General features: G+C 70.8%; 22 protein-coding genes and 1 riboswitch. Of the genes, 10 read left to right on the top strand and 12 right to left on the bottom strand.

The features are described from left to right. Positions 1 to 19 precede the first annotated feature (19 nt). Positions 20 to 589, top strand: a complete 570-nt coding sequence (locus ACIQAC_RS27825; protein ID WP_402195392.1) for a hypothetical protein — start codon at positions 20 to 22, stop codon at positions 587 to 589. Positions 590 to 642: 53 nt separating this feature from the next. On the opposite strand, the gene ACIQAC_RS27820 is transcribed toward ACIQAC_RS27825, so the two are convergent. The 6 genes from ACIQAC_RS27820 to thrC all read right to left on the bottom strand — a co-directional run bounded on the left by ACIQAC_RS27820 (position 643) and on the right by thrC (position 7,656). After that, a complete protein-coding gene (locus ACIQAC_RS27820) occupies positions 643 to 2,124 on the bottom strand; it encodes an MFS transporter (protein ID WP_402195391.1) in 1,482 nt (493 codons plus the stop codon). A gap of 156 nt (positions 2,125 to 2,280) precedes the next feature. Beyond that, positions 2,281 to 3,165 carry a metallophosphoesterase gene (locus ACIQAC_RS27815; protein ID WP_402195389.1) on the bottom strand — a complete coding sequence of 295 codons (885 nt, stop codon included), beginning with the start codon at positions 3,163 to 3,165 and terminating at the stop codon, positions 2,281 to 2,283. A 228-nt stretch (positions 3,166 to 3,393) separates the two neighbouring features. After that, a complete protein-coding gene (groL, locus tag ACIQAC_RS27810) occupies positions 3,394 to 5,019 on the bottom strand; it encodes a chaperonin GroEL (protein WP_402195387.1) in 1,626 nt (541 codons plus the stop codon). 316 nt (positions 5,020 to 5,335) lie between these two features. Continuing rightward, the gene (locus ACIQAC_RS27805) at positions 5,336 to 5,539 is read right to left on the bottom strand and encodes a cold-shock protein (protein WP_003949956.1); all 204 of its coding nucleotides are present in this window, start codon (positions 5,537 to 5,539) and stop codon (positions 5,336 to 5,338) included. Between the two features lie 451 nt (positions 5,540 to 5,990). After that, positions 5,991 to 6,266 carry a MoaD/ThiS family protein gene (locus ACIQAC_RS27800; RefSeq protein WP_402195385.1) on the bottom strand — a complete coding sequence of 92 codons (276 nt, stop codon included), beginning with the start codon at positions 6,264 to 6,266 and terminating at the stop codon, positions 5,991 to 5,993. A gap of 106 nt (positions 6,267 to 6,372) precedes the next feature. After that, entirely contained in the window at positions 6,373 to 7,656 is a 1,284-nt protein-coding gene (thrC, locus tag ACIQAC_RS27795) for a threonine synthase (RefSeq protein ID WP_402195382.1), read from the bottom strand. 18 nt (positions 7,657 to 7,674) lie between these two features. After that, a riboswitch (SAM riboswitch) is annotated at positions 7,675 to 7,867 on the bottom strand. Positions 7,868 to 8,023: 156 nt separating this feature from the next. Between thrC and ACIQAC_RS27790 the strand changes: the two genes are divergently transcribed. The 3 genes from ACIQAC_RS27790 to ACIQAC_RS27780 all read left to right on the top strand — a co-directional run bounded on the left by ACIQAC_RS27790 (position 8,024) and on the right by ACIQAC_RS27780 (position 11,985). Continuing rightward, on the top strand, positions 8,024 to 8,968 hold the full coding sequence (locus tag ACIQAC_RS27790; RefSeq protein ID WP_402195379.1) for a glucosyl-3-phosphoglycerate synthase: 945 nt from the start codon (positions 8,024 to 8,026) through the stop codon (positions 8,966 to 8,968). Between the two features lie 97 nt (positions 8,969 to 9,065). Beyond that, positions 9,066 to 10,454, top strand: coding sequence for a trehalose-6-phosphate synthase (locus ACIQAC_RS27785; RefSeq protein ID WP_402195376.1), 1,389 nt, complete (start codon positions 9,066 to 9,068; stop codon positions 10,452 to 10,454). Positions 10,455 to 10,629: 175 nt separating this feature from the next. Beyond that, positions 10,630 to 11,985, top strand: coding sequence for a cation:dicarboxylate symporter family transporter (locus ACIQAC_RS27780; protein ID WP_402195374.1), 1,356 nt, complete (start codon positions 10,630 to 10,632; stop codon positions 11,983 to 11,985). Between the two features lie 262 nt (positions 11,986 to 12,247). Here ACIQAC_RS27780 and otsB read toward each other — a convergent pair whose 3' ends face one another. The 3 genes from otsB to ACIQAC_RS27765 are packed head-to-tail and all read right to left on the bottom strand — an operon-like array spanning position 12,248 to position 14,688. Continuing rightward, positions 12,248 to 13,105, bottom strand: a complete 858-nt coding sequence (gene otsB / locus ACIQAC_RS27775; protein ID WP_402195371.1) for a trehalose-phosphatase — start codon at positions 13,103 to 13,105, stop codon at positions 12,248 to 12,250. A gap of 34 nt (positions 13,106 to 13,139) precedes the next feature. Further along, positions 13,140 to 13,379 carry a DUF3263 domain-containing protein gene (locus ACIQAC_RS27770; protein ID WP_402195370.1) on the bottom strand — a complete coding sequence of 80 codons (240 nt, stop codon included), beginning with the start codon at positions 13,377 to 13,379 and terminating at the stop codon, positions 13,140 to 13,142. Between the two features lie 43 nt (positions 13,380 to 13,422). Then, entirely contained in the window at positions 13,423 to 14,688 is a 1,266-nt protein-coding gene (locus ACIQAC_RS27765; protein WP_402195368.1) for an ABC transporter substrate-binding protein, read from the bottom strand. Between the two features lie 104 nt (positions 14,689 to 14,792). Here ACIQAC_RS27765 and ACIQAC_RS27760 point away from each other — a divergent pair, with 104 nt between their 5' ends. The 3 genes from ACIQAC_RS27760 (at position 14,793) to ACIQAC_RS27750 (ending at position 17,971) form a co-directional block, all read left to right on the top strand. Further along, positions 14,793 to 15,737, top strand: a complete 945-nt coding sequence (locus tag ACIQAC_RS27760; RefSeq protein ID WP_402195367.1) for an ROK family protein — start codon at positions 14,793 to 14,795, stop codon at positions 15,735 to 15,737. Continuing rightward, on the top strand, positions 15,737 to 16,927 hold the full coding sequence (gene nagA / locus ACIQAC_RS27755) for an N-acetylglucosamine-6-phosphate deacetylase (RefSeq protein ID WP_402195364.1): 1,191 nt from the start codon (positions 15,737 to 15,739) through the stop codon (positions 16,925 to 16,927). The genes ACIQAC_RS27760 and nagA overlap by 1 nt, the downstream gene beginning before the upstream one ends. 114 nt (positions 16,928 to 17,041) lie before the next feature. Then, entirely contained in the window at positions 17,042 to 17,971 is a 930-nt protein-coding gene (locus ACIQAC_RS27750) for a 1-phosphofructokinase family hexose kinase (RefSeq protein ID WP_402195362.1), read from the top strand. 27 nt (positions 17,972 to 17,998) lie between these two features. On the opposite strand, the gene ACIQAC_RS27745 is transcribed toward ACIQAC_RS27750, so the two are convergent. Next, positions 17,999 to 18,934 carry a carbohydrate-binding protein gene (locus ACIQAC_RS27745; RefSeq protein WP_402195360.1) on the bottom strand — a complete coding sequence of 312 codons (936 nt, stop codon included), beginning with the start codon at positions 18,932 to 18,934 and terminating at the stop codon, positions 17,999 to 18,001. Between the two features lie 122 nt (positions 18,935 to 19,056). Continuing rightward, entirely contained in the window at positions 19,057 to 20,721 is a 1,665-nt protein-coding gene (gene cdgB / locus ACIQAC_RS27740) for a diguanylate cyclase CdgB (protein ID WP_402195359.1), read from the bottom strand. Between the two features lie 452 nt (positions 20,722 to 21,173). Between cdgB and ACIQAC_RS27735 the strand changes: the two genes are divergently transcribed. Beyond that, entirely contained in the window at positions 21,174 to 21,665 is a 492-nt protein-coding gene (locus ACIQAC_RS27735; protein ID WP_402195707.1) for a flavin reductase family protein, read from the top strand. Positions 21,666 to 21,685: 20 nt separating this feature from the next. Here ACIQAC_RS27735 and arfB read toward each other — a convergent pair whose 3' ends face one another. Continuing rightward, positions 21,686 to 22,123 (bottom strand): alternative ribosome rescue aminoacyl-tRNA hydrolase ArfB, encoded by a 438-nt coding sequence (gene arfB / locus ACIQAC_RS27730; protein ID WP_402195704.1) that lies wholly within the window; start codon positions 22,121 to 22,123, stop codon positions 21,686 to 21,688. Positions 22,124 to 22,319: 196 nt separating this feature from the next. On the opposite strand from arfB, the gene ACIQAC_RS27725 reads away from it, so the two are divergent. Further along, on the top strand, positions 22,320 to 22,895 hold the full coding sequence (locus tag ACIQAC_RS27725) for a TerD family protein (protein ID WP_402195356.1): 576 nt from the start codon (positions 22,320 to 22,322) through the stop codon (positions 22,893 to 22,895). A gap of 192 nt (positions 22,896 to 23,087) precedes the next feature. Further along, positions 23,088 to 24,077, top strand: coding sequence for a GNAT family N-acetyltransferase (locus ACIQAC_RS27720; protein WP_402195355.1), 990 nt, complete (start codon positions 23,088 to 23,090; stop codon positions 24,075 to 24,077). Positions 24,078 to 24,107: the final 30 nt, after the last annotated feature.

The following is a 24,107-nucleotide window of genomic DNA, read 5'->3' as shown; positions in this document are numbered from 1 at the left end:
GAGGGAGCACACTGGTCCCATGAACCACGCCCAACTCACCGCCCTGGGCCGTGCCCTCCGTCTCCTCGGTGAGCACGGCGAGGCGCTGGCCACCACCACCCCGGACGCCAAGCTGCACGAGGTCAAGTCCGATCTCCAGCGCGCCCTGGACCTGCTCTCGGACAGCGTCAGTACGGCGGCGCCCACCACCCGCTGCCCGGAACACCCCACGGGACCGGTCGACGACAGCGCCCCCGACCTGTGTCTGCTGTGCGAGACCCGGCGCCGCGCGGCCCGCCGGGCCGAGTTCAACGGCCCGGCACTGCCCGCGGGCCCCTCCTCCGGCGCCTCGTCCCGCTACGGGGTGCGCGAGGACCGCCCGCAGCCCCAGCAGCGCTGGCTGCCGGAGCTGTGGAACGGCCAGGAGTGGCAGCTGTGCGGCACCCCGCGCCGCGACCGCCGGGAGGCCGAGCTGTACATCGCCGCCCAGCGGCGCGGTTCACGGCCCGCGATGGCCTACCGGCTGGTCCACGAGTTCACCGACTACGAGGTGCTGCGGGTGTGGGGCACCCCGGTGAAGGTCGACATCGAGCCGATGGGCAACCTCTGACACTCCCCGGCCGGTTCCGCGGAGTCCCGCCCGCCCCGCGGCGCCCGGCCCGCCTAGGCCTTCGACGGCTCCACCGTGCGGCCGCCCGGACCGGACGAGGCCAGGAGCGTGCCGTCGGCCCGGCCCTGCTTCGGGATGAACGCGGCCACCGCGAAGGCGAGCAGCGCCGCGCCCCCGCCGATCGCGAGGACCGTGCGGAAGCCGTCCTGGGAGGGCAGGGCGACACCGCCGAAGACCGTGGTCATCTGGGCGAGGATGACGCCCGCGACCGCGCTGGCCGTTGATGTTCCGATGGACCGCATCAGGGTGTTGAGGCTGTTCGCGGCGGCCGTCTCCGACGCCGGGACCGCGCCCATGATGAGCGAGGGCATCGAGCCGTAGGTGAAGCCGATACCGGCCCCGATGACACAGGACACCAGGACGAAGTGCCAGACCTGGTCCATGAGCAGGATGTTCAGGCCGTAGCCGCCGGCCACGATCAGCGAGCCGATCATCAGGGTGACCTTGGGGCCGCGGGCCTTGGAGACCGCCGCGGAGACGGGCGCCGTCGCCATCATGACCAGGCCCGACGGGGCCATGACCAGACCGGCCGAGAGCATCGACTGGCCGAGGCCGTAGCCGGTGGCCGACGGCATCTGGAGTATCTGCGGGATGACCAGGGACATCGCGAACATCGCGAAGCCGACGGCCACGGAGGCGAGGTTGGTCACCAGCACCTGACGGCGGGCGGTGGACCGCAGGTCCACCAGCGGCTCCTGGATCCGCAGCTCCCACCAGCCCCAGACCAGCAGCACCACGACCGCCGCGCCGAAGAGACCGAGTGTGGTGCCGCTCGTCCAGCCCCAGTCGCCGCCCTTGGAGATGGCGAGCAGCAGACAGACCAGTCCGGCCGCCATACCGAGCCCGCCGACCAGGTCGAAGCGGCCGCCGGTGCGGACCCGGGACTCCGGCACCAGGGTCACGACCAGCACCCCGGCGACGACCCCCAGGACGGCCGAGGTCCAGAACAGGACGTGCCAGTCGAAGTTGTCGGCGATCAGCGCGGCGGCGGGCAGTCCGAGCGCGCCGCCGACGCCGAGCGAGGCGCTCATCAGGGCGGTGGCGGAGCCGAGCCGTTCGGCGGGCAGCTCGTCGCGCATGATGCTGATGCCGAGCGGGATGACACCGGCCGCGAGGCCCTGGAGTACGCGGCCCACCACCATCGGGATCAGCGACTCGCTGAGCGCCGCGGTGACCGAGCCGACGATCAGCATCGCCACGCTGACCAGCAGCATCCGCCGCTTGCCGTACATGTCCCCGAGCCGGCCCGTGACCGGGGTGGCGACGGCGGCGGCGAGCAGGGTGGCGGTGACGGCCCAGGCGGTGTCGGACGCGGGCGCGTCCAGCAGCCGCGGCAGCTCCGGGACGATCGGAATCACCAGCGTCTGCATCAGCGCCACGACGATTCCGCTGAAGGCCAGCACCGCGACCACGGTGCTGGTCCGGGTCGGCGGTGCTCCCCCGGACTCGACGGGACGGGCAGGAGCGTCGGACATGTTCGGGCCCTCCGAGACAACACAGGTGATTGACTCAGGCAACGTTAAGTCAGTTGATTGACTTACTCAAGAGATGCTGGTCAGGACCTGAGTGCGAGAGGAGAGGCGAGAGACGGGGTGGGCGGGCGTGGGCGGGCGTACGGCTCCCCGTGCGGGTCAGCGGGCCGTGCCGCGCTCGTCGATGAGCTTGTCGACCTGCTGCTCGTCCAGCTCGTACAGCGTCTCGTGGGCCCGGGGGTCGCGCGCGTGCAGGGTGTGGAACATCGGGCCCATCGCCCCGCCCACCTCGATCAGCGACGCCGCTCCCCCGCGCACCACCCGCTCGGTCCCCTGCGGGGCCGTCAGATCGGTGCGGCTGATCACACCCGGCGTGACCCACACCGGCACCGCGGCCAGCACGCCGAGCAGCTGGAGGTGGAAGTGCCCGGTGAGCACCACCCGTACGTCACTGCCGCGCAGCACCTCCGCGAGTGTGCGCGGGTTGCGCAGCCCGAACGCCCGCTGGACGTCGACGTCCATGGAGATCGGCGGATGGTGGAAGGCGACGACCGTGCCGCGGTCGGCCTGGACCCGCAACACCTCGTTCAGCCAGTCGAGTTGGGCGTTGCTGAGCAGACCGAAGACCTCGCCCGGCACCAGCGAGTCCATGGTGATGATCCGGTACCCGCGCACCGAGCTCACGGCGGCCCGCTCACCCTCGGGCGACGACATCACCATGTCCGCGCGCTCGGAGCCGTCGGCCGCGAGATGCCCGCTGCCGAGCACCTTGCCGAAGGCCGCCCGGTCGTCGTGGTTGCCGGTGGTGAAGAACAGCGGCACCCCCAGCTCCGCAGCGAACCGGCCGAAGAGCTCACGGGCGGTGGCGTACGACTCGACCGCGCCGTCGTCGGCGATGTCGCCGGTCACCAGGACCATGTCGACGCCGGGCTGGTGGCGCAGCTCGGCCAGCATCAGCTGGAGTGACTCGGTCGCGTCGACACCGTGCCGGTTCGGGCCGGGTGTGCGCTCGAGGTGGGTGTCGGACAGCTGAAGAATCCGCATGCGCCGCACGCTAGCGGGAGTTCACGCTCCGAGGGGCGGGAAGCGAACAAAGATCCCCCTTGCGGGGAGGCATGGAGGGCTTGCGTGGACGCGGATGTGCCACTCCGGTTGACGGCGTGTGCCGTCGGCACATGCCAACGCACCGGCGGGGAAACGCCCGAGGGCGGCACCCCCCGGAGTTCGGGAGGTGCCGCCCTCGGCAAAGGACGCTGGATCAACCGGAGTTGATCAGAAGTCCATGTCACCGCCCGGCATGCCGCCGCCGGCCGGGGCGGCGCCCGCCTTCTCCGGCTTGTCGGCGATGACGGCCTCGGTGGTGAGGAACAGCGCGGCGATGGAGGCGGCGTTCTGAAGTGCGGAACGTGTCACCTTCGCCGGGTCGGGGATGCCCGCGGCGAGCATGTCGACGTACTCCCCGGTCGCGGCGTTCAGGCCCTCACCCACGGGGAGGTTGCGGACCTTCTCCACCACAACGCCGCCTTCGAGGCCGGCGTTGACGGCGATCTGCTTCAGCGGGGCCTCGAGCGCGAGCTTGACCGCGGCCGCACCGGTGGCCTCGTCGCCCACGAGCTCCAGCTTGTCCAGCGCCGCGGAGGCCTGGAGCAGGGCCACGCCGCCACCGGCGACGATGCCCTCCTCGACGGCCGCCTTGGCGTTGCGCACGGCGTCCTCGATGCGGTGCTTGCGCTCCTTGAGCTCGACCTCGGTGGCGGCACCGGCCTTGATGACCGCGACACCGCCGGCGAGCTTCGCCAGGCGCTCCTGGAGCTTCTCGCGGTCGTAGTCCGAGTCGCTGTTCTCAATCTCGGCGCGGATCTGGTTGACCCGGCCCTGAACCTGCTCGGAGGAGCCGGCACCGTCGACGATGGTGGTCTCGTCCTTGGTGATGACGACCTTGCGGGCACGGCCCAGAAGGTCCAGGGAGGTGTTCTCGAGCTTGAGACCGACCTCCTCGGAGATGACCTCGCCACCCGTGAGGATCGCGATGTCGTTCAGCATCGCCTTGCGGCGGTCGCCGAAGCCCGGGGCCTTGACCGCGACGGACTTGAAGGTGCCGCGGATCTTGTTGACGACCAGGGTCGACAGGGCCTCGCCCTCGACGTCCTCGGCGATGATCAGCAGCGGCTTGCCCGACTGCATGACCTTCTCCAGGAGCGGGAGCAGGTCCTTGACGTTGGAGATCTTGGAGTTCGCGATGAGGATGTACGGGTCCTCGAGCGACGCCTCCATGCGCTCCATGTCGGTGGCGAAGTAGGCGGAGATGTAGCCCTTGTCGAAGCGCATGCCCTCGGTGAGCTCAAGCTCGAGACCGAAGGTCTGCGACTCCTCGACGGTGATGACGCCTTCCTTGCCGACCTTGTCCATGGCCTCGGCGATCAGGTCGCCGATCTGGGTGTCGGCGGCGGAGATGGAGGCCGTGGAGGCGATCTGCTCCTTGGTCTCGACCTCCTTGGCCTGCTCCAGGATGGCGGAGGAGACGGCCTCGACGGCCTTCTCGATGCCACGCTTGAGGGCCATGGGGTTGGCGCCCGCGGCTACGTTGCGAAGGCCTTCCTTGACGAGGGCCTGCGCGAGCACGGTCGCGGTGGTCGTACCGTCGCCGGCGACGTCGTCCGTCTTCTTGGCGACTTCCTTGACCAGCTCGGCGCCGATCTTCTCGTACGGGTCTTCGAGTTCGATCTCCTTGGCGATGGAGACACCATCGTTGGTGATCGTGGGGGCGCCCCACTTCTTCTCAAGGACGACGTTGCGGCCCTTGGGGCCGAGGGTGACCTTGACGGCGTCGGCGAGCTGGTTCATACCGCGCTCAAGGCCGCGCCGCGCCTCCTCGTCGAACGCGATGATCTTGGCCATGTGAAGTGGTCCCTCCAGGACTGGGGGTGATTCCTTCGGACCGCGCCCGCGCCCGCGACGGACGGCTCGCACACCTCGTGGTTCTCTGCCCCACCCGGCCTGCGGGCCTCACCGACCCGGTCCTTCGTTGTCACTCTCACCTTCAGAGTGCTAACGCCAATGATTAGCACTCGGGCATGGCGAGTGCAAGGTGCGCTCGTGAAGCGGACCGCGCGAGGGGGCGGCGCGAGGGGCGCGGGGCGGGCCCCGGGGGTCGGGTTCCGGACACATGGAAGGGCCCGTACCCTGCCGGGTACGGGCCCTTCGCGTGAAATGTTCAGGCGGCGACGCGAACCATGTCGGCCTGCGGACCCTTCTGGCCCTGCGAGATCTCGAACTCCACCCGCTGGCCCTCTTCCAGGGTGCGGTAGCCGTCCATCTGAATGGCGCTGTAGTGGACGAAGACGTCCGCACCACCGTCGACCGCGATGAAGCCGTACCCCTTCTCCGCGTTGAACCACTTGACGGTGCCCTGAGCCATGCCTAACTCCCCTATTACTGGCCCTTGCACAGATCCACACTTCGCGGATCCGGGTCAGACCTACGACCCCATCGGACGGGGGCGTGCGCCGGAACGCGTCGACCGCGGCTGAATGTATCTGTCCAACTGCCGTCTGCAACAGGTCAATCGGACGAGAAATCCGGGCAGGACCGGTCGGGAATTTACGGAGAATTCACCAGAGTTCGGGGCAAGTCGGGCCCGGCATAGCGAACATAAGGCGCAAAAGAACCACACACTTTGGCTACTTCTCATCGCAACGCGACGCCCGAGTGGATACGCCACTCATATGCGTCCGGCATGCGAGCCGCCGTGGTTCCCCAACTCTACCGCGCTCAACCCTACAGAATTGCCCCCTCCGCTTCTCTCACGGAGGGGGCAACTCAATGAACTCTTCGTAACCGCGCTTACTTGCGGTAACTGATCGCCGGGTTCAGCCGCCCGCGACGGCCGGAATGATCGACACTCCGGCACCGTCCGGGGTGGCCGTCTCCAGCCCCTGCTCGAACCGGACGTCGTCGTCGTTCACATAGACATTCACGAACCGACGCAGCTTGCCCTGGTCGTCGAGTACCCGGGCGGCGATCCCGGCGTGCTTCTTCTCCAGGTCGTCGATGACCTCACCGAGGGTGCCGCCCTCGGCCGGAACCTCGGCCTGACCGCCGGTGTAGGTACGAAGAATGGTGGGGATGCGGACGGTAACGCTCACTTTGAACCTCCGGTCAGCTGCTTCTCAGGGGCACGGGGCTGTGTTGGATCTGCGGCTACCGCCGCGCGGGCGCGACCAGCCACGACGGACCCGCAGACAAAAACGACTAGCCGAGGCCGGCCTCCCGGAACGACTCCAGGTTGGGACGAATGGTCGCGGTCAACCCCGTGTCGGCCACCGCGTCCAGCGTCTTGAGGCCGTCCCCGGTGTTGAGCACGACCGTCGTCAGCGTCGGATCCAGCAGACCGTTCTCGATCAGCTTCCTGGTGACACCGACCGTCACACCCCCGGCGGTCTCCGCGAAGATCCCCTCGGTACGTGCCAGCAGCCGGATCGCGTCGACGATCTGCTCGTCGGTCACGTCCTCCACCGCCCCGCCCGTCCGCCGCGCGATGTCCAGCACGTACGGACCGTCCGCCGGGTTGCCGATGGCCAGCGACTTGGCGATGGTGTTCGGCTTCTGCGGCCGCACCACGTCCTGCCCGGCCTTGTAGGCGACGGACACCGGCGAGCAGCCCTCGGCCTGGGCGCCGAAGATCTTGTACGGCCGGTCCTCGACGAGCCCGAGCTTGATCAGCTCCTGGAGCCCCTTGTCGATCTTCGTGAGCTGGGAGCCGGAGGCGATCGGTACGACCAGCTGGTCGGGCAGACGCCAGCCGAGCTGCTCGCAGATCTCGTACGCCAGCGTCTTGGAACCCTCGGCGTAGTACGGCCGCAGGTTGACGTTGACGAAGCCCCAGCCCTCGCCGGCCGAGTCGCCGATCAGCTCGGAGCAGAAGCGGTTCACGTCGTCGTAGTTGCCCTGGATGCCGACGAGCTCGCCGCCGTAGACCGCGGCCATGACGACCTTGCCCTGCTCCAGGTCGTGCGGGATGAAGACGCAGGAACGGAAGCCCGCGCGGGCCGCCGCCGCGCCCACCGCGCCGGCCAGGTTGCCGGTCGAGGAGCAGGAGAGGGTGGTGAAGCCGAAGGCACGCGCGGCCTCGATGGCCTGGGCGACGACGCGGTCCTTGAAGGAGTGGGTCGGGTTGCCGGAGTCGTCCTTCACGTACAGCCCGCCGGTCACGCCCAGCTCGCGCGCCAGGTTGTGTGCCTTGACGAGCTTGGTCCAGCCGGGGTTGATGTTCGGCTTGTCGGCGACGTCGGCCGGGACGGGAAGGAGCGGCGCGTAGCGCCAGATGTTCGCGGGGCCCGCTTCGATGCGCTTGCGGAGTTCCTCGGCGTCGTAGGCCGAGAAGTCGTAGGCGATCTCCAGCGGGCCGAAACACTCCTCGCAGGCGAAGACAGGTCCGAGCGGGACGCGGTGGCCGCATTCCCGGCAGGACAGCGCCGAAGCGGGACCGAGGTCTACGGTGGAATTGTCGGCGTTTGCGACAGTCTGCACAGCCATGTGAGGCGAGGCCCTTTCTCCTCATCTTCCTCACGACGCATCTCGTCGTGAGACGGATTTGGCACCTTCCCTAGCCGGGAGCCTCGCGACGACGATTCACAGTGATCGGATCAACAATGATCCACGGTAATCCACGGTGATCGGTACGAGACCGGCTGGAGGGTTGCCGGGGCTTCAACGGGCCGTTTCCCTCTGCCCCTCTGGATGAGCTGTATGCGGTTGTTGTTCGGTTGTGTACGCCATGGACCCCCGACATGCGATGGTCATCAGCGTTGTTCAAGACTGTAACCGAAGGCCAGGACAGTTGAGAGAGTCGTCCGAACGGCGAGATGGATCACACACTGTCCAGAGTGAGGAGCCACGGACCGTGCTGGAAGAAGTCGAGCGCTGGCTGAGGACCCGCACCTGGTCCGTGAGCGATCGCCCGCTGCACCGCCTCCTGGCCGCCAAACGCACCACGGGGCAGTCGGTGAGCGTCGTGCTGCCCGCGCTGAACGAGGAGGAGACCGTCGGCGACATCGTCGCCGTGATCCGCCACGACCTGATGCTCCAGGTACCGCTGGTCGACGAGATCGTCGTCGTCGACTCCGGCTCCACCGACCGCACCGCCGAGGTGGCCGCCGCGGCGGGCGCCCGGGTGGTGCACCGCGACGCGATCCTGCCGCGCGTCCCGGCCGTGCCCGGCAAGGGCGAGGTGCTGTGGCGCTCGCTGCTCGCCACGAGCGGCGACATCGTCTGCTTCATCGACGCGGACCTGAGGGAGTTCTCCTCGGACTTCGTCTCCGGCATCGTCGGCCCGCTGCTGACCGAGCCGGGCGTCGACCTGGTGAAGGGGATGTACGACCGTCCGCTGGCCGGTGCCGCCGGGCAGGGCGGCCGGGTCACCGAGCTGATGGCGCGCCCACTGCTGAACATGCACTGGCCGCAGCTGGCCGGTTTTGTGCAGCCGCTGGGCGGTGAGTACGCGGCCCGCCGCTCGCTCCTGGAGCAGCTGCCGTTCCCGGTGGGGTACGGCATCGAGCTGGGCATGCTGGTGGACTCGCTGCATCTGGTCGGCCTGGACGCGCTCGCGCAGGTCGACGTCGGAGTGCGCAAGCACCGGCACCAGGACGGACAGGCGCTGGGCCGGATGGCCGCCGCGATCTACCGCACCGCGCAGCTGCGGCTGGCCCGCGGGCATCTGGTCCGCCCGGCGCTCACCCAGTTCGAACGGGGTGAGGCCGGCTTCGAGCCGCGGACGTACTCCGTGGACACGGAGGAGCGCCCGCCGATGGTGGAGATCGCGGAGTACGCGGCGCGGAAGGTGGCCTGAACCGTCGCTCGTGGGCGCCCGGCCGGTTGTATACGGCTCCGCCGGCCGGGCCGACCCGTACGTTTGAGCGTTTCCGGGGAGGGCTAGGTTGAGGCGTATGGCTGCAACCTTCGGTGCCGCGCAGGTCCTCGTCGCCTCCAACCGGGGGCCCGTCTCGTACGAGCTCGGGGAGGACGGCTCGCTGCACGCGAAACGCGGCGGCGGCGGGCTGGTCTCGGGCCTCTCGGCGATCGGCCCGGACACGGGCGCCCTGTGGGTGTGCTCCGCGCTCGGCGAGGGCGACCGGCAGGCGGTGCGGACCGGGGTCGGCGAGCCGGGCGTACGGATGCTGGACATCCCGGCCGACGTGCACGCGGACGCCTACAACGGCATCGCGAACTCGGTCCTGTGGTTTGTGCACCACATGCTGTACCAGACACCGCTGGAGCCGGTCTTCGACGCGGAGTTCCGCCGGCAGTGGGCGTCCTACGAGGCCTACAACCTGGCCTTCGCCGAGGCGCTGGCCGCGGAGGCGGCGCCCGGGGCGGCGGTGCTCGTGCAGGACTACCACCTGACGCTGGTGCCCGGACAGCTGCGGGAACTCCGTCCCGACCTGAGGATCGGCCACTTCTCCCACACGCCGTGGGCGCCTCCCGAGTACTTCCGGATGCTGCCGGACGACATCGCCGCGCAGGTGCTGCGCGGGATGCTGGGCGCCGACCGGCTGGGCTTCCTCACCCGGCGCTGGGCGGACGCGTTCACGGCGTGCGCCACGCAGTTCGCGGACGGTCTCGGGGAGACGGCGGTCGGTGTGCACGGGCTCGGCGCGGACGCGGACTTCCTGCGGCGGCGCTCGCACGAGGCCGACGTCGACGAGCGGATGGCGGCGCTGCGCGAGGAGATCGGTCCCGGGCGGCGGACGATCGTGCGGGTGGACCGCACCGAGCTGTCCAAGAACATCGTGCGCGGGATGCTGGCGTACCGGGCGCTGCTGGAGGACCACCCCGAGTGGCGCGAGCGGGTCGTCCACGTGGCGTTCGCGTATCCGTCCCGGCAGGACCTCGCGGTGTACCGGGACTACACGGCGGAGGTGCAGCGGGTCGCGTCCGCGATCAACGAGGAGTACGGGACGGAGGGGTGGACGCCGGTCGTGCTGCACGTCAAGGACGACTTCGCGCGGTCCCTCGCGGCGTACCGGCTGGCCGACGTGGCCCTCGTCAACCCCATCCGGGACGGTATGAACCTCGTCGCGAAGGAGGTGCCGGTCGTCTCCGACGAGGGGTGTGTGCTCTTGCTGTCCCGGGAGGCCGGGGCGTGGGAGGAGCTCGGGGAGGACGCGGTGGGGGTGAACCCGTACGACGTGTCGGGGACGGCGGCCGCGCTGCACGAGGCGTTGGTGATGGGCGCGGGTGAGCGGGCGGAGCGGACGAAGCGGCTGTCCGCGGCGGCGACGGCGCTGCCGCCGGCCCAGTGGTTCCTGAACCAGCTGGACGCGCTGCGGGGCTGACGGCGGCGGGACGGGGCGGTGCGGGGCGGTCGTGATTTACACGGACGCAACGCGACGGTCTTCCGCGGGACCAACATCACCCACAGAGTGATGCGACCGGAACGTGGTTTCCGCATGGCAGAAGTCCGTGCCGCTCCAGGGGACTTCTGTGCGCCGCCGTCCCCAAGGAGTACCCGTGTCGTCGCCGTCCGTGCCATCGCCGTCAGTCCCGTCGTCCCTGCCACGACGGGCCGCCCGCCTGCTGCGTACCTCCCTCTTCGCGCAGGTCGCCTGCGCCCTCGTCCTCGGAATCGTCGTCGGGAAGCTGTGGCCCGGGTTCGGTGCGGATCTCCAGCCGCTCGGCGACGGGTTCATCCGGCTGATCAAGACGATCATCTCGCCGCTGGTGTTCTGTGTCGTGGTCGTGGGCATCGCCAAGGCCGGTGATCTGAAGGCGTTCGGCCGGATCGGCCTGAAGGCCCTGATCTGGTTCGAGGTGGCGAGCACACTCGCGCTGGTCATCGGCCTGCTCGCCGCCAACGTGGTCCAGCCGGGGGCGGGGATGCACGTCGATCCCGCCACGCTGGACGCCTCGGCGGTCGACGAGAAGACGGGCGGCGGTGAGCTTCCCTCGACGACGACGTTTGTGCTGGAGGCCATCCCCACGTCCTTCATCGGGGCCTTCGCCGAGAACTCCCTGCTTCAGGTCCTCGTCCTCGCCTGTCTGGTGGGGGCCGCGCTGCTGCGTCTGGGTCAGACCCGGGTGCCGCAGGTGCTGCCCGCCATCGAGCAGGCGCAGGAGATCATCTTCGCGATCGTGGGCTTTGTGATGCGGCTGGCGCCGGTCGCGGTGTTCGGCGCGATGGCCGTCCTGATCGGCAACTACGGGCTGGGTGTCATCGAGACGTACGGCAAGCTGATCGTCCTGTGCTACGTCGCCGCCGCGCTGTTCATCGTGTTCCTCGCCCTCGCCCTGAAGGCGGTCACCGGGCTCAGTCTGTGGAAGTTCCTGCGCTACATCCGTGAGGAGATGCTCCTCGCTCTCGGCACGGCGTCCACCGAGTCGGTGCTGCCTCGGGTGATGGAGAAGCTGCGCAAGGCCGGCGCGCGGGACGACGCGGTGGGCTTGGTGCTGCCGACGGGCTACTCCTTCAACCTCGACGGCGCCTCGCTCTACCTCTCGATAGGCACGCTGTTCATCGCCCAGGCGGTCGGGGTGGACCTGACCGTCGGCCAACAGATCACCGTGGTCCTGGTCCTGATGCTCACCAGCAAGGGCATGGCGGGTATCCCCGGTTCGGCGTTCCTCGCGCTGTCCGCCACGGCGTCGTCGCTGGGGGCGATACCGGCCGGTGCCGTGGCGCTGCTGCTCGGCGTCGACCGCATCATGGACTCGATGCGGGTCGTCACCAACCTCCTCGGCAACTGCGTAGCCGTCTTCGCGGTGGCCCGCTGGGAGGGAGCCCTGGACAGGCCCCAGGCAAAGAGAGTCCTGGACGGGGAGCCCACCCCCACCCCGGCAGAAGAACCCAAAACCCCCGTTTCCCCCTGAACCAGCGTCACGACGACATCGCACTCCCCGGCGCGACGGGGTGCCGCCGCGCCCACCCGTGCCGCCCTGCGGCACGATTGCCCGCGGCTACGCGGGGAGGGAGGGGGGAGGGGGAGGGCTTTTGCTTTTAAGGGGCGCGGGGAACTGCGCGACCAGCCCCCACCGGCCCGCGGCCGAACGACTACCCCTCAGGGGCGCCCCCACCGGCCCGCGGCCGAACGACTACCCCTCAGGGGCGCCCCCGCCGGGCCCAGACGCAGGACTACCCCATTCGCTCTGCCAGGGACGACAGCAACGTCACCACGCCACCGGGGCCATCCACCACCACGTCCGCCCGCGCAGCCAACGCCGCAACCTCATCGCTCCCACTGCACACCAACACCCCCGGCACCCCCTCCCCCCGAAGCCCCTCCACCGCCGCGAACGCCGGCAGATCCCCCAGGTCGTCACCCCCGTACAACACCACCCCGCCCCCCACGCCCCGCACGTGATCGCGAAGGGCCGCGCCCTTGTCCATCCCCGGCGGCCGGAGCTCCAGCACGAACCGCCCGGGTTCCACGATCAACCCGTGCCGCCCCGCCAGCGCCCCCAACGGCTCCCGCAACGCCTCGAACGCCCCCTGCGGATCCGCCGCCCGCCGCGTGTGCACCGCGACCGCCCGCCCCTTGTCCTCGACCCACGTGTCCCCGGCGTCCAGCAGCGCGGGCAGCTCCGCCCGCACGGCGGTGACACCGGGATGCTCCTCCCCCGCGACGACCCGCCCGCTCACCGCGTCCCACCGCTCGGCCCCGTAGGCCCCGAGCACCACGAGGTGCTCAAGACCCGGCACGCCCGCGAAACCCCCGTACCGCACCGCGATCTCCGCCGGCCGGCCGGTGATCACGGCGACGGAGGCGACCTTCGGGGCGAGGGCGGCGAGGACACGTACCGCGTCCGGATGCGCCCGCGCCGACTCCGGGTCGGCCACGATCGGGGCGAGGGTGCCGTCGAAGTCGAGGGCGATCACCGCCTTCTCGGGCCGGTCGAGAAGGGCGGCGAGCCCCTCACGGCCGGCGGCGGTCACGGGGACCGGCAAGGGGTTCACGGGTACGTTCGGCGCGTCGCTCTCGTGGCTGCCCATGTCCCGACCCTACCCAGCCGTGCGCCGCCCGATCTCAGCGCTCGCCGCGCCGCGTCTCCCGTATCCGCCGGAGCCGGTTGACCGTGACGGGGTCGTGGGCGAGGGCCGTTGGGTCGTCCAGGAGGGCGTTGAGGAGCTGGTAGTAGCGGACGGGGGCCAGGCCGAGTTCCTCGCGTATCGCCCGCTCCTTGGCGCCGGGGCCGGGGAAGCCGCGGCGCTCCAGGGCGAGGATGCCGCGCTCCCGCCCGCCGAGTGACTCCCGTTCCACCGCCATGTCCAGAACCGTAGCGCCCACCACCGACAACCGGCCCCGCCCACTATCGGGCCGCGTTCTCCGCGGTGACCGCCGTGGCCTGGAGGCTGCCGAGCACACCCGCCGGGCTGCCGCCGGGGGCCACCGCGCCGCCGATCCTCGTCTTGACGTCCGCGCTGACCGTCGCCCAGGAGGTCTTGCCGACCGGGTAGAGCTCGGAGAGCGGGAGTTCGTCGAGGAAGGGCTTGAGGGCGGTGTCCTGCTCGGCCGCGCTCATCGCCTTGGAGGCGGAGTTGGTGACCGGCAGCAGGTCGTACCGGCGGGAGAAGTCAACGACGTTCCGCTCGCTGTACACGAAGTCCAGGAAGTCGCCGATCTGATCGCGGTGGCCGTTCTCCTTGAAGGCGAGCATCCAGTCGGCGACGCCCATGGTGGCCTTGGACTCGCCGTCGGCGCCGGGCATCGGCACCATGCCGAACCGCACGTCCTTCTTGGCGGCCATGGCCATCAGGGAGGGGTGTCCGTTGAGCATGCCGACCTGGCCGTCCGCGAAGGCCTCGAAGGCGTCCGCGCGGTTCAGCTTCCCGGGGGCGACCGGGCCGGTCAGGCCCTTGCCGACGAGTTCGTCGCGGAGCCAGGTGAAGGTCTCGACGTTCTCGGTGGAGTCGATGCCGTACGAGCCGATGTCGTCGAGGTAGCTGCCGCCGCCGCTGAGCAGCCACTGCATGGTCTCGGCCTGCGCCTCCTCGGCGCCGAGGGGCAGCGCGTACGGGTACTTCACGTCGTCCGCCTTCAGCGCCTCGGCGTCCTCGGCCAGCTCGTCCCAGGTGGTGGGCGGGGTGACGCCGGCCTTCTCGAAGAGGGTCTTGTTGTAGAAGAGGAGGCGCGTCGAGGCGGCGAACGGCATGCCGTACTGGATGCCGTGGACCTGTCCGGCCGACGCCAGCTGGGCGGCGAAGTCGGCCTGGACGGGGATGGAGAGCAGGTCGCCGGCCCGGTAGAGCCGGTCCTGGTCGGCGTAGTCGGCGTACGCGCCGATCTGGGCCAGGTCGGGCGCCTCGCCGGCGTCGACCATCTCCTTGACCTTGCGGTCGACGTCGGTCCACGAGTAGACGCTGACGTCGACGTGCACGTCCGGGTGGTCGGCCTCGTACGTCTCGACCAGGTCCGCCCAGTACTTCTCGGAGCTGTTGGCGGCGCTGTCGCCGTAGTCGGCGGCGACCAGCCGCAGGGTCACGTCCTCGGAGCCGCCGAGGCCGCAGCCGCCCAGGACCGTCGTCATGCCCAGGGCGGACACCACCGCGATCATTGCCGTTCTGCGCCGCTGCACTGCTGTGTCCCCACCTGTCGATCAACCGTCCGATTACCGAATCAAGGTCTACACCACGTGAGTGGACTAGACCTCTTCCGGGTCAACGCGCCACACTGTCCCCCGTGAGACACGTCATCGCCCTGGATGTGGGCGGCACCGGGATGAAGGCCGCCCTGGTCGGGGTGGACGGCGCGCTCCTGCACCAGACGCGCCGGGCGACAGGGCGCGAGCGGGGGCCCGACGCGGTCGTCGAGGGCATCGTCGACTTCGCCGCCGAGCTGCGCGCGTACGGCGTCGAGCGGTTCGGCGAGCCGGCCCGCGCGGCCGGGGTCGCCGTACCCGGCATCGTCGACGAGACGGACGGCGTCGCCGCCTACTCCGCCAACCTGGGCTGGCGGGACGTACCCCTGCGCGCGCTGCTCTCCGAGCGGCTCGGGGTGCCCGTGGCGCTCGGCCACGACGTCCGCACCGGCGGGCTCGCCGAGGGGCGGATCGGCGCGGGACAGGGCGCGGACCGCTTCCTCTTCGTACCGCTGGGCACCGGGATAGCCGGCGCGATCGGCATCGACGGCCGGGTGGAGGCGGGCGCACACGGCTTCGCGGGCGAGATCGGCCATGTCGTCGTACGCCCCGGTGGTGTCCCCTGCCCCTGCGGCCAGACCGGCTGCCTGGAGCGTTACGCGTCCGCGGCGGCCGTCAGCGAGGCCTGGGCGGCCGCCACCGGGGATCCGGGCGCGGACGCCGCCGACTGCGCGAAGGCCGTGGAGTCGGGCGACCCGCGGGCCGTCCGGGTCTGGCAGGAGGCCGTCGACGCGCTCGCGGACGGGCTGGTCACGGCACTCACCCTGCTGGACCCGCGCACCCTCATCATCGGTGGCGGGCTCGCCGAGGCGGGGGAAACCTTGTTCACACCGCTGCGGGACGCCGTCCGGCAGCGGGTCACCTTCCAGAAACTGCCGTCGATCGTCCCCGCGGCGCTGGGGGACACGGCCGGATGCCTGGGCGCGGGTCTGCTGGCCTGGGACCTGCTGACCACCACAACTCGGATCCAGGAGGAATCGGCCTGATGGCAACCCCCTCAGGAGCGCGGGGAACTGCGCACCCCGCCCCCACCGGCCCGCAGCTGGTCCTCAAGGGCGCCCACGTGGTCCTGCCCACGGCGGTCGTCGACGACGGCCAGGTGGTCGTCGAGGGCGACCGGATCGCCGCGGGCGCCCACGACAGCGCCCGGGTCGTCGACGTGACCGGCCACTACCTGGTGCCCGGCTTCGTCGACATCCACAACCACGGCGGCGGCGGCGCGTCCTTCACCTCCGGCACGGTCGACGACGTCCTCAAGGGCATCCACACCCACCGGCTGCACGGCACCACGACCGTCGTCGCCTCGACGGTCACCGGCGAGATGGACTTCCTCGCGCAACGCGCGGGCCTGCTGTCCGAGCTGGCCGAGCAGGGCGACATCGCGGGTGTCCACTTCGAGGGGCCGTTCATCTCGCCGTGCCGCAAGGGCGCGCACTCCGAGGAGCTGCTGCGCGACCCGGACCCGGCGGACGTGCGCAAGCTGATCGACGCGGCGCGCGGACACGCCAAGATGGTCACGCTGGCCACCGAGCTGCCGGGCGGCCTGGACTCCGTACGGCTGCTGGCCGAGCACGGGGTGATCGCGGCGATCGGGCACACGGACGCCAGCTACGAGCAGACGGTGGAGGCGATCGACGCGGGTGCGACGGTCGCCACGCACCTCTTCAACGCGATGCCCGCGCTGGGCCACCGCGCCCCGGGCCCGATCGCGGCCCTGCTGGAGGACCCGCGGGTCACGGTCGAGCTGATCAACGACGGCACGCATCTGCATCCCGCCGCGCTGGAGCTGGCGTTCCATCACGCGGGCGCGGACCGGGTGGCGTTCATCACCGACGCGATGGACGCGGCCGGTTTCGGCGACGGCCGTTACATGCTCGGCCCGCTGGAGGTCGAGGTCAGCGAGGGTGTGGCCCGTCTGGTGGAGGGCGGCTCGATCGCGGGCTCGACCCTGACCCTGGACCGCGCGTTCAAGCGGGCGGTGACCGTGGACGGGCTGCCGGTGGCGGACGCGGTCCGCGCCCTGTGTGCCAACCCGGCCCGTCTCCTCGGCATGTCCGACACGATCGGCTCCCTGGAACCGGGCAAGTACGCCGACCTGGTCCTCCTGGACGCCGCGTTCGACGTGCAGGGCGTCATGCGCCGCGGGGAATGGGTGGTGGAGCCCCAACTCCCCTGACCCGCACAGGAGGTCGTCACCGACCGGGGGCTGGGCCGACCCCCCTCTCTTTTGGCATGATCGTGCTTCCGGCAATTTCGGCAAGCGCGTTCACCCGGGGGGAGGTCGGGCCAGGTGCTGCTCACGGTCACCCTCAACACCGCTCTCGACATCACCTACCGCGTCCGTTCCCTGCGGCCGCACGGCTCGCACCGGGTCGCGGAGGTCATCGAACGCCCCGGCGGCAAGGGCCTGAACGTGGGGCGGGTGCTCGCGGCCCTCGGCCACGAGGTGACGGTCACCGGCTTTGTGGGCGGCCCGACGGGACGCGAGGTACGCGAGCGGCTGACCGGCACCGCGGGCGTGGTCGACGCACTGCTCCCGGTCGCCGCCCCGACCCGCCGCACGATCGGTGTCGTCGACGAACTCACCGGCGACACCACCCAGTTCAACGAACCGGGCCCACCCATCACCCCGCACGAGTGGGCCGCCTTCCAGCGGCACTACGAGGATCTCCTCACGTCCGCCTCGGCCCTGGCCCTGTGCGGCAGCCTCCCGCCGGGCGTCCCAGTGGGCGCCTACGCGGGCCTGATACGCGCCGCGCGCGCCGCCGGGGTCCCGGTCCTGCTGGACACCAGCGGCGAACCCCTGCGCCGCGGAGTCGCCGCCCGCCCGGACATCGTCAAACCCAACGCCGACGAACTGGCCGAACTGACCGGCTCCCACGAGCCCTTGCGCGCGGTCCAGGACGCACGACGCCGGGGGGCACACGCGGTGGTGGCGTCGCTGGGCGCCAAGGGTCTGCTGGCGGTCACCCCGGAGGGCCGCTGGCGGGCCACCCCGCCGGCCCGCGTCCACGGCAACCCGACCGGCGCCGGCGACTCGGTGGTCGCGGGCATCCTGTCGGCCCTCGCGGAAGGCCTCCCCTGGCAGGACCGCCTCACCCGGGCGACCGCCCTCGCGGCGGCGACGGTACTGGCGCCGGTGGCAGGCGAGTTCGACCGCGAGGCCTACGAGGAGCTGCGGGGGCGGGTGACGGTGACGGGGGAGGTCAGCGCGGCGTAGCCCCTGCCGGCTCCGCCGTCGGGGCGGTCAGTCCTTGACCTGGCCCTTCTTCAGGGACAGCTGGTCGAGCAGCACATCGCACTTGTCGCCGTCCTCGCAGGACACCGAGATGGTGTTGGTGCCCTTGTTGAGGGTCGGCCACGCGTAGGTCTTGGTCCAGCCCTTCGCCGCGTCGTCGGCATGCGCGAAGTTCGACAGATTCAGCTTGCTGCCGAACTTCTTGCCGTTGACGGTGAGCGTCATCTCCTGGTCGGCGACCACGCTGTAGCGGGCGAAGACGGTGTACGCCCCGTCCTCCGGGATGCCGTTGACCGTCCAGGTGACCGAGTTGCCGACCCCGTTCAGATTGCCGACGTAGATACCGCCGTCCGACTCGGCGCCCTGGACGTCCGAGGCGAGCGCCGCCGCGCCGCCGAGGCTCAGCGCCTTCGCGTCGATCGCCGGCAGTTCCGCCTCACTGGCCTGACTGGTGTTCGACGGGCTCGGCTCGCTGCTCTGTTCCGACTGGGTCGGGGTCGTGTCCGCCGCGTCGTCGCCGCCCTCGTCGTCGCCGCCGCCGAGCATCGCCACGCTGATGCCGATCACGACCGCGGCGACCACCGCGATCGCGCCGATCAGCAGGCCCTTGGTGTTGGGGCCACGCCCCCGGCCGCCGCCGCCGCCAACGCTGCCGTGCATCGCGGTCTGCTGGGTCGGGGCGCCGCCCGGGAAGGTCTCCGGGGCCGCGTAGTTCGCGCTCTGCTGGCCGTAGCCCTGCTGCTGCGGCACCTGGCCGTACGGCTGGGCCGCCGGTGCCTGCTGGCCGTACTGGCGCTCGCCGACCGTACGCACTCTGCTGACCGAGTTCGGGTAGCCGTAGCCACCGGACGGTGGCTGGGCGCCGTTGGCCTGCCCGTCGGCGTACAGATAGCCGAACGGGTCGTCGTCCTCGGGCGTGCTCGCGCCGTTGTTGCCGGGCGTCATCCCTAGGTACTCCTCAACAGGTGCGGAAAAAGATGCGGTAAGTGGTTTCAGAATGGCGAGCCTACCCGCTCGGCAGGGCCCAAACGGGTGACTCCGACCGCATCACACCGCGGACCTGGGGATCAGCCCGCGCGTCTGTGCTGTTTGGGACGAGATCGTTTCTCGACGTACATCCGCTCGTCGGCGGACTTCAGCACTTCGTCCGCCGTCATGCCGCAGTGCGCCCAGCCGATACCGAAGCTGGCACCCACCCGGACGGCCCGTCCCTCGGCCCGGATGGGCTGGATGATCTCGTTGCGCAGCCGTACGGCGAGGTCCTGGGCGTCGGCCCGGCCGAGCCCGTCGGCGAGGATGACGAATTCGTCACCCCCGAGCCGCGCGACCGTGTCCCCGTCGCGTACCTGCCGGCTGAGCCGGCGCGCCACCTCGATGAGCACCGCGTCACCGGCGTTGTGCCCGAACCGGTCGTTGATCGACTTGAAGCCGTCGAGGTCGCAGAAGAGCACCGCGAGGCCCTTGGTGCCGCCGTCGAGGTCGCCCTCCGGCGCGACGGTGTGCTCGTGGTGGTCGTAGGCGTCGAAGGCCTCGGCGGTGGTGGGGCGGTAGTCGAAGCCGTGTCCGTTGGTGTCGAAGGCCGGGTGGCCGTAGGCCGCGTCCATCGCGTCGACGGCGCCGGGCTGCGTCGACTGCGGGCGCTGGCACAGCCGCGCGGAGAGCCGCGAGCGCAGCTCGGCCGAGTTCGGCAGGCCGGTGAGCGAGTCGTGGGAGGCGCGGTGGGCGAGCTGGAGCTCGCGGCGCTTGCGCTCCTCTATGTCCTCGACGTGGGTCAGCAGGAAACGCGGGCCGTCGGCGGCGTCGGCGACCACCGAGTTGCGCAGGGAGACCCAGACGTACGTACCGTCGCGGCGGCCCAGCCGCAGCTCCGCGCGCCCGCCCTCGGCGGAGGTCCGCAGCAGGGTGCCGATGTCCTCGGGGTGGACCAGGTCGGAGAAGGAGTAGCGGCGCATCGCGGAGGCGGGGCGGCCGAGCAGCCGGCACAGCGCGTCGTTGCTGCGCAGGATGCGTCCGTGCTGGTCGCCGCCCATCTCGGCGATGGCCATCCCGGACGGCGCATATTCGAACGCTTGTCGGAAACTCTCCTCGCTGGCCCGCAGCGCCTGCTGCTCCCGCTCCAGCCTGACCAGTGCCCGCTGCATATTCGCGCGTAGACGGGCGTTGCTGATCGCGATGGCGGCCTGGAACGCGTACATCTGCAACGCCTCGCGTCCCCAGGCGCCCGGACGGCGGCCGTTGCGCGGGCGGTCCACGGAGACCACGCCGACCAGTTCGCCGGAGGAGGAGCCGCCGTGCGGGCCCGGCGCGAACATCGGCGCGAAGAGCCGGTCGGAGGGGTGCCACTCGTCCTCGAAGCGCGGGGCGGGGCCCTCGGTGTACCACTGCGGGACGTCGTCGTCGTCGAGCACCCAGCCCTCGGTGTGCGGTATGAACACCAGGCTGCCCCAGGTCTCGCCCATGCTCAGCCGGCGCTCCCACGAGTCACGGGAGCCGACCCGGCCGGTGATCAGGGCCTCGGCGGCGGCGTTGCCGGAGAAGGCGGCGACGACGAGGTCGCCGTCCGGGCGGACGAGGTTCACACACGCCAGCTCGAACCCGAGAGCGCTCACGACGCCGTCCGCCACGGTCTGCAACGTGTCCGCCAGGCTGCGGGCCGTGTTCATGTCGGCCATGACCTCGTGCAGTTGTCGCAGGGAAGCAAGACGGACGTAGGGCTCCGACTCGGTCTCCATGCTCGCCCTCCCCCCGACACCTCGCAGCGAATCAAGAGTTCTCTTCGGCGTATCGGCCTTCAGCTTCCCGCCACTGAATCACAGCGCGCTGCTCACTCGGTACACAGGGTCAACAATTAGTCGGTCTTGTGACTCAAGTCACAGCTAAACATGAACAATTGAGTGTTCTTCCTGCGTTTTCTCTGTGCGTTTACTGAACGCAAATTTTGTGTGCCTGCGCACACCCGCCCATGGCACGGCCGGATGTTTCCCGGAAGTCCTAGGACCTCGCACCCCGCCCGTCTCGGACGGAGGTCCGATGCGGTGTCCCTGCGGCGGAGACTAGCGTGCCGGACGTGCAGAACTCCGCCACTTCCCCGAGCCCCGCCACCGAGCCCGCCCCGTTCGCACCCGCCCCGCCGGGTGCCGCCGGGCATGCTGTGGGGGTGAGCAACGACGAGTTCCGCGCGGCCATGTCCCGGCTCGCGTCCGGCGTGGTCCTGGTGACCGCGCGGGAGGCGTCCCTGGACCCGGACGACGCCCAGGCGCCCGACGGTGAGGACGTCGGCATGACCGCCACCGCCTTCATGTCCGTGTCCCTGGACCCACCCCTGGTCATGGTGAGCCTGCGCGACGGCTCCCGGATGGACGACCTGCTGCTCGAACAGCCCCTGTGGGGCGTCTCCGTGCTCACCGAGAGCCAGCGCCACATCGCCGGCCGGTTCGCCATGAAGGGCCGCATCAGCGACCGGCTGCTCTTCGAGGACATTCCGTACTCGCGGGGCGGGATCAGCGGAGCGCCCCTGGTCGGCGGCGCGCTCGCGACCCTGGAGTGCCGTACGGAACAACGCGTCACGGCCGGGGACCACACCCTGGTCATCGGGCATGTGCTCACGGCCCGCGTACCGAGCGCGGAGGGCCGCCCCCTGGCGTACTTCCGGGGCCGGTACCGGCAGTTGGGGTGAGCGGGCCGGCCGGTCGGGGCCTAGCCCCAGTCCCGGCCGTTGCGTCCGCGCTTGGTCTGCGAGCGCTGCTTCTTCTCCCGCAGCCGGCGTTCGTTGATCCCGCGCGGGATGCGGGTCGCGCGGCGGGGCTTGGGCGGGGGCGCGGTGGCCTGCGCGAGCAGCGCGGCCAGCCGTACGGCGGCGGCCTCGCGGTTGCGCCACTGGGAGCGGTGCTCGGACGACCGTACGGAGACGACACCGTCGACGAGACGGCCTTCCAGCCGCTCCAGCGCGCGCTGCTTCCACACCTCGGGAAGCGCTTCGGTGGCGGCGAGGTCGAACCGCAGCTCCACCTGTGAGTCGCTGGTGTTGACGTGCTGTCCGCCCGGCCCCGAGGACCTCGAGAAACGCCACATGAGCTCGGCCTCGGGCAGGGAGACGGAGCCGCGGATGACATGGGGACCGGACATGGCTCTTATGTTCCCGGGGCGGGAGCCGCACGTCACGCGAATATCCGCCACTGCCGTGGAAGACACGGAAATCCGGAAGGTAAAGAAAGTAAAGTGGCGGGGAACCTGTGGCACCCCTCTCCGCGTTCATAGGGGTAGCTGTAGCTTCGTGACGTACGAAGCCGCATACGCATAGCGCACGCATCGAGGGAAGGAACTCCCGACCATGGCTGTAAGCCTCTCCAAGGGTGGCAACGTCTCGCTCACCAAGGAGGCACCTGGCCTGACCGCAGTCACCGTGGGCCTCGGCTGGGACGTCCGTACCACGACCGGTACCGACTTCGACCTCGACGCGTCGGCGATCGCGGTCAACCCGCAGGGCAAGGTCTACTCCGACGGACACTTCGTCTTCTTCAACAACAAGGCCACCCCGGACCAGACCATCGTCCACACCGGTGACAACGTCACGGGTGAGGGCGAGGGCGACGACGAGCAGATCAACGTCAACCTGGCCGGTCTGCCGGCCGACGTCGAGAAGATCGTCTTCCCGGTCTCGATCTACGACGCCGAGAACCGCTCGCAGAACTTCGGCCAGGTCCGCAACGCGTACATCCGCATCGTGAACCAGGCCGGCGGCACCGAGATCGCCCGTTACGACCTCTCCGAGGACGCCGCCACCGAGACGGCCATGGTCTTCGGCGAGCTCTACCGCAACGGCGCCGAGTGGAAGTTCCGCGCCGTCGGCCAGGGCTACGCCTCGGGCCTGGCGGGCATCGCCCAGGACTTCGGCGTGAACGTCTGATCCACCAGGGCCCCGGGCCCCGCCCGGACCACCCGCTGAACGAAGGCCCCTCGACATGGCGTTGAGGGGCCTTCGTCGTACCTCGTCGTACCCGGCCCGGGCACATCCCGGGAGAACGGGGGACGCCCGGGCAGGGGGACGGCCCCTGTACGGGTGGATGCCCGCGCGGCGCCCTCGTACTACGTTGGCCGCATGATCGTCGAGCCGCTCGCGCTGGGCACCGAACCGGACATCCCGGTGCCGGTCCTCACCGAGATCACCGCCCTGTACGCCGCGAACCGTGAATTCCAGGCGCTCAGCGGCGACTTCCCCGACCCGGACGACATCCGCCCCGAGCAGGTGGCGACCGCGCTGGCGGACGAGCTGGCGCGCCCGGACGTCGAGCTGCTCCTGGCGCGCAGCGCGGGCCGGCTGGTCGGCCTGGTGATCACCTCGGCCCGGCACCCGGACCCGGCCGACCCCGATCCGTGGATCGCGCTGCTGATGGTGGACGCCGAGGTGCAGGGCCAGGGGTACGGGCGGCGGATCGCGCGGTTCGTGGAGGACCGCTTCCGCGCGGCCGGCCGTACCGCCGTACGCCTCGCCGTCCTCGACAACAACCCCAAGGGCCTCGCCTTCTGGACCGCCCTCGGCTACGAGGTGATCGACCGCCGCCCCGACCGCGACCTCGGCCGCCCGTGCGCGGTACTGCGCCGAGTGCTGCGCACCCCGCGCCGCGCGGCCCGCGTCGCCGTCGTCGACCCCGGGGGCGCGGTCCTCCTGCTGCGCTCCGACAACGTCGAGGTCGGCGTGCACTGGGCTCCGCCCGGCGGCGGTCTGGAGCCGGACGAGTCGCCGCGCGAGGGCGCCCTGCGCGAGCTGGGCGAGGAGACCGGCTGGACCGACCTGGCGCCGGGTCCGCTGCTGCGCACCTGGGAACACGACTTCACCCACCACGGCGTCCCGGTCCGCCAGCACGAGCACATCTACGTCACACGCGGCCCGCACCGCGAACCGGCCGGCCCGCAGCTCGCCGCCGTGCACACCGAGGACGGCATCCTCGGCTGGCGCTGGTGGAGCCGGAAGGAACTGAGGGAACTGGGGGCCGTGCCGGAGGCGGTGTGGCCGCCGGATCTGGCGGGGCTGCTGGACGCGTGGGAGGCGGACGGCGGGCAGCCGGCCGGCCCAGGCGCGGTGACGTAGGTCCTGGTCGGCCACGGCTGCACAGGTCGG

It is taken from the genome of Streptomyces sp. NPDC088387 (assembly GCF_044753385.1).
Classification (GTDB): Bacteria; Actinomycetota; Actinomycetes; order Streptomycetales; family Streptomycetaceae; genus Streptomyces.
Note: the sequence above shows the minus strand (reverse complement) of the source record. Positions and strands in the feature narration are given on the sequence as shown.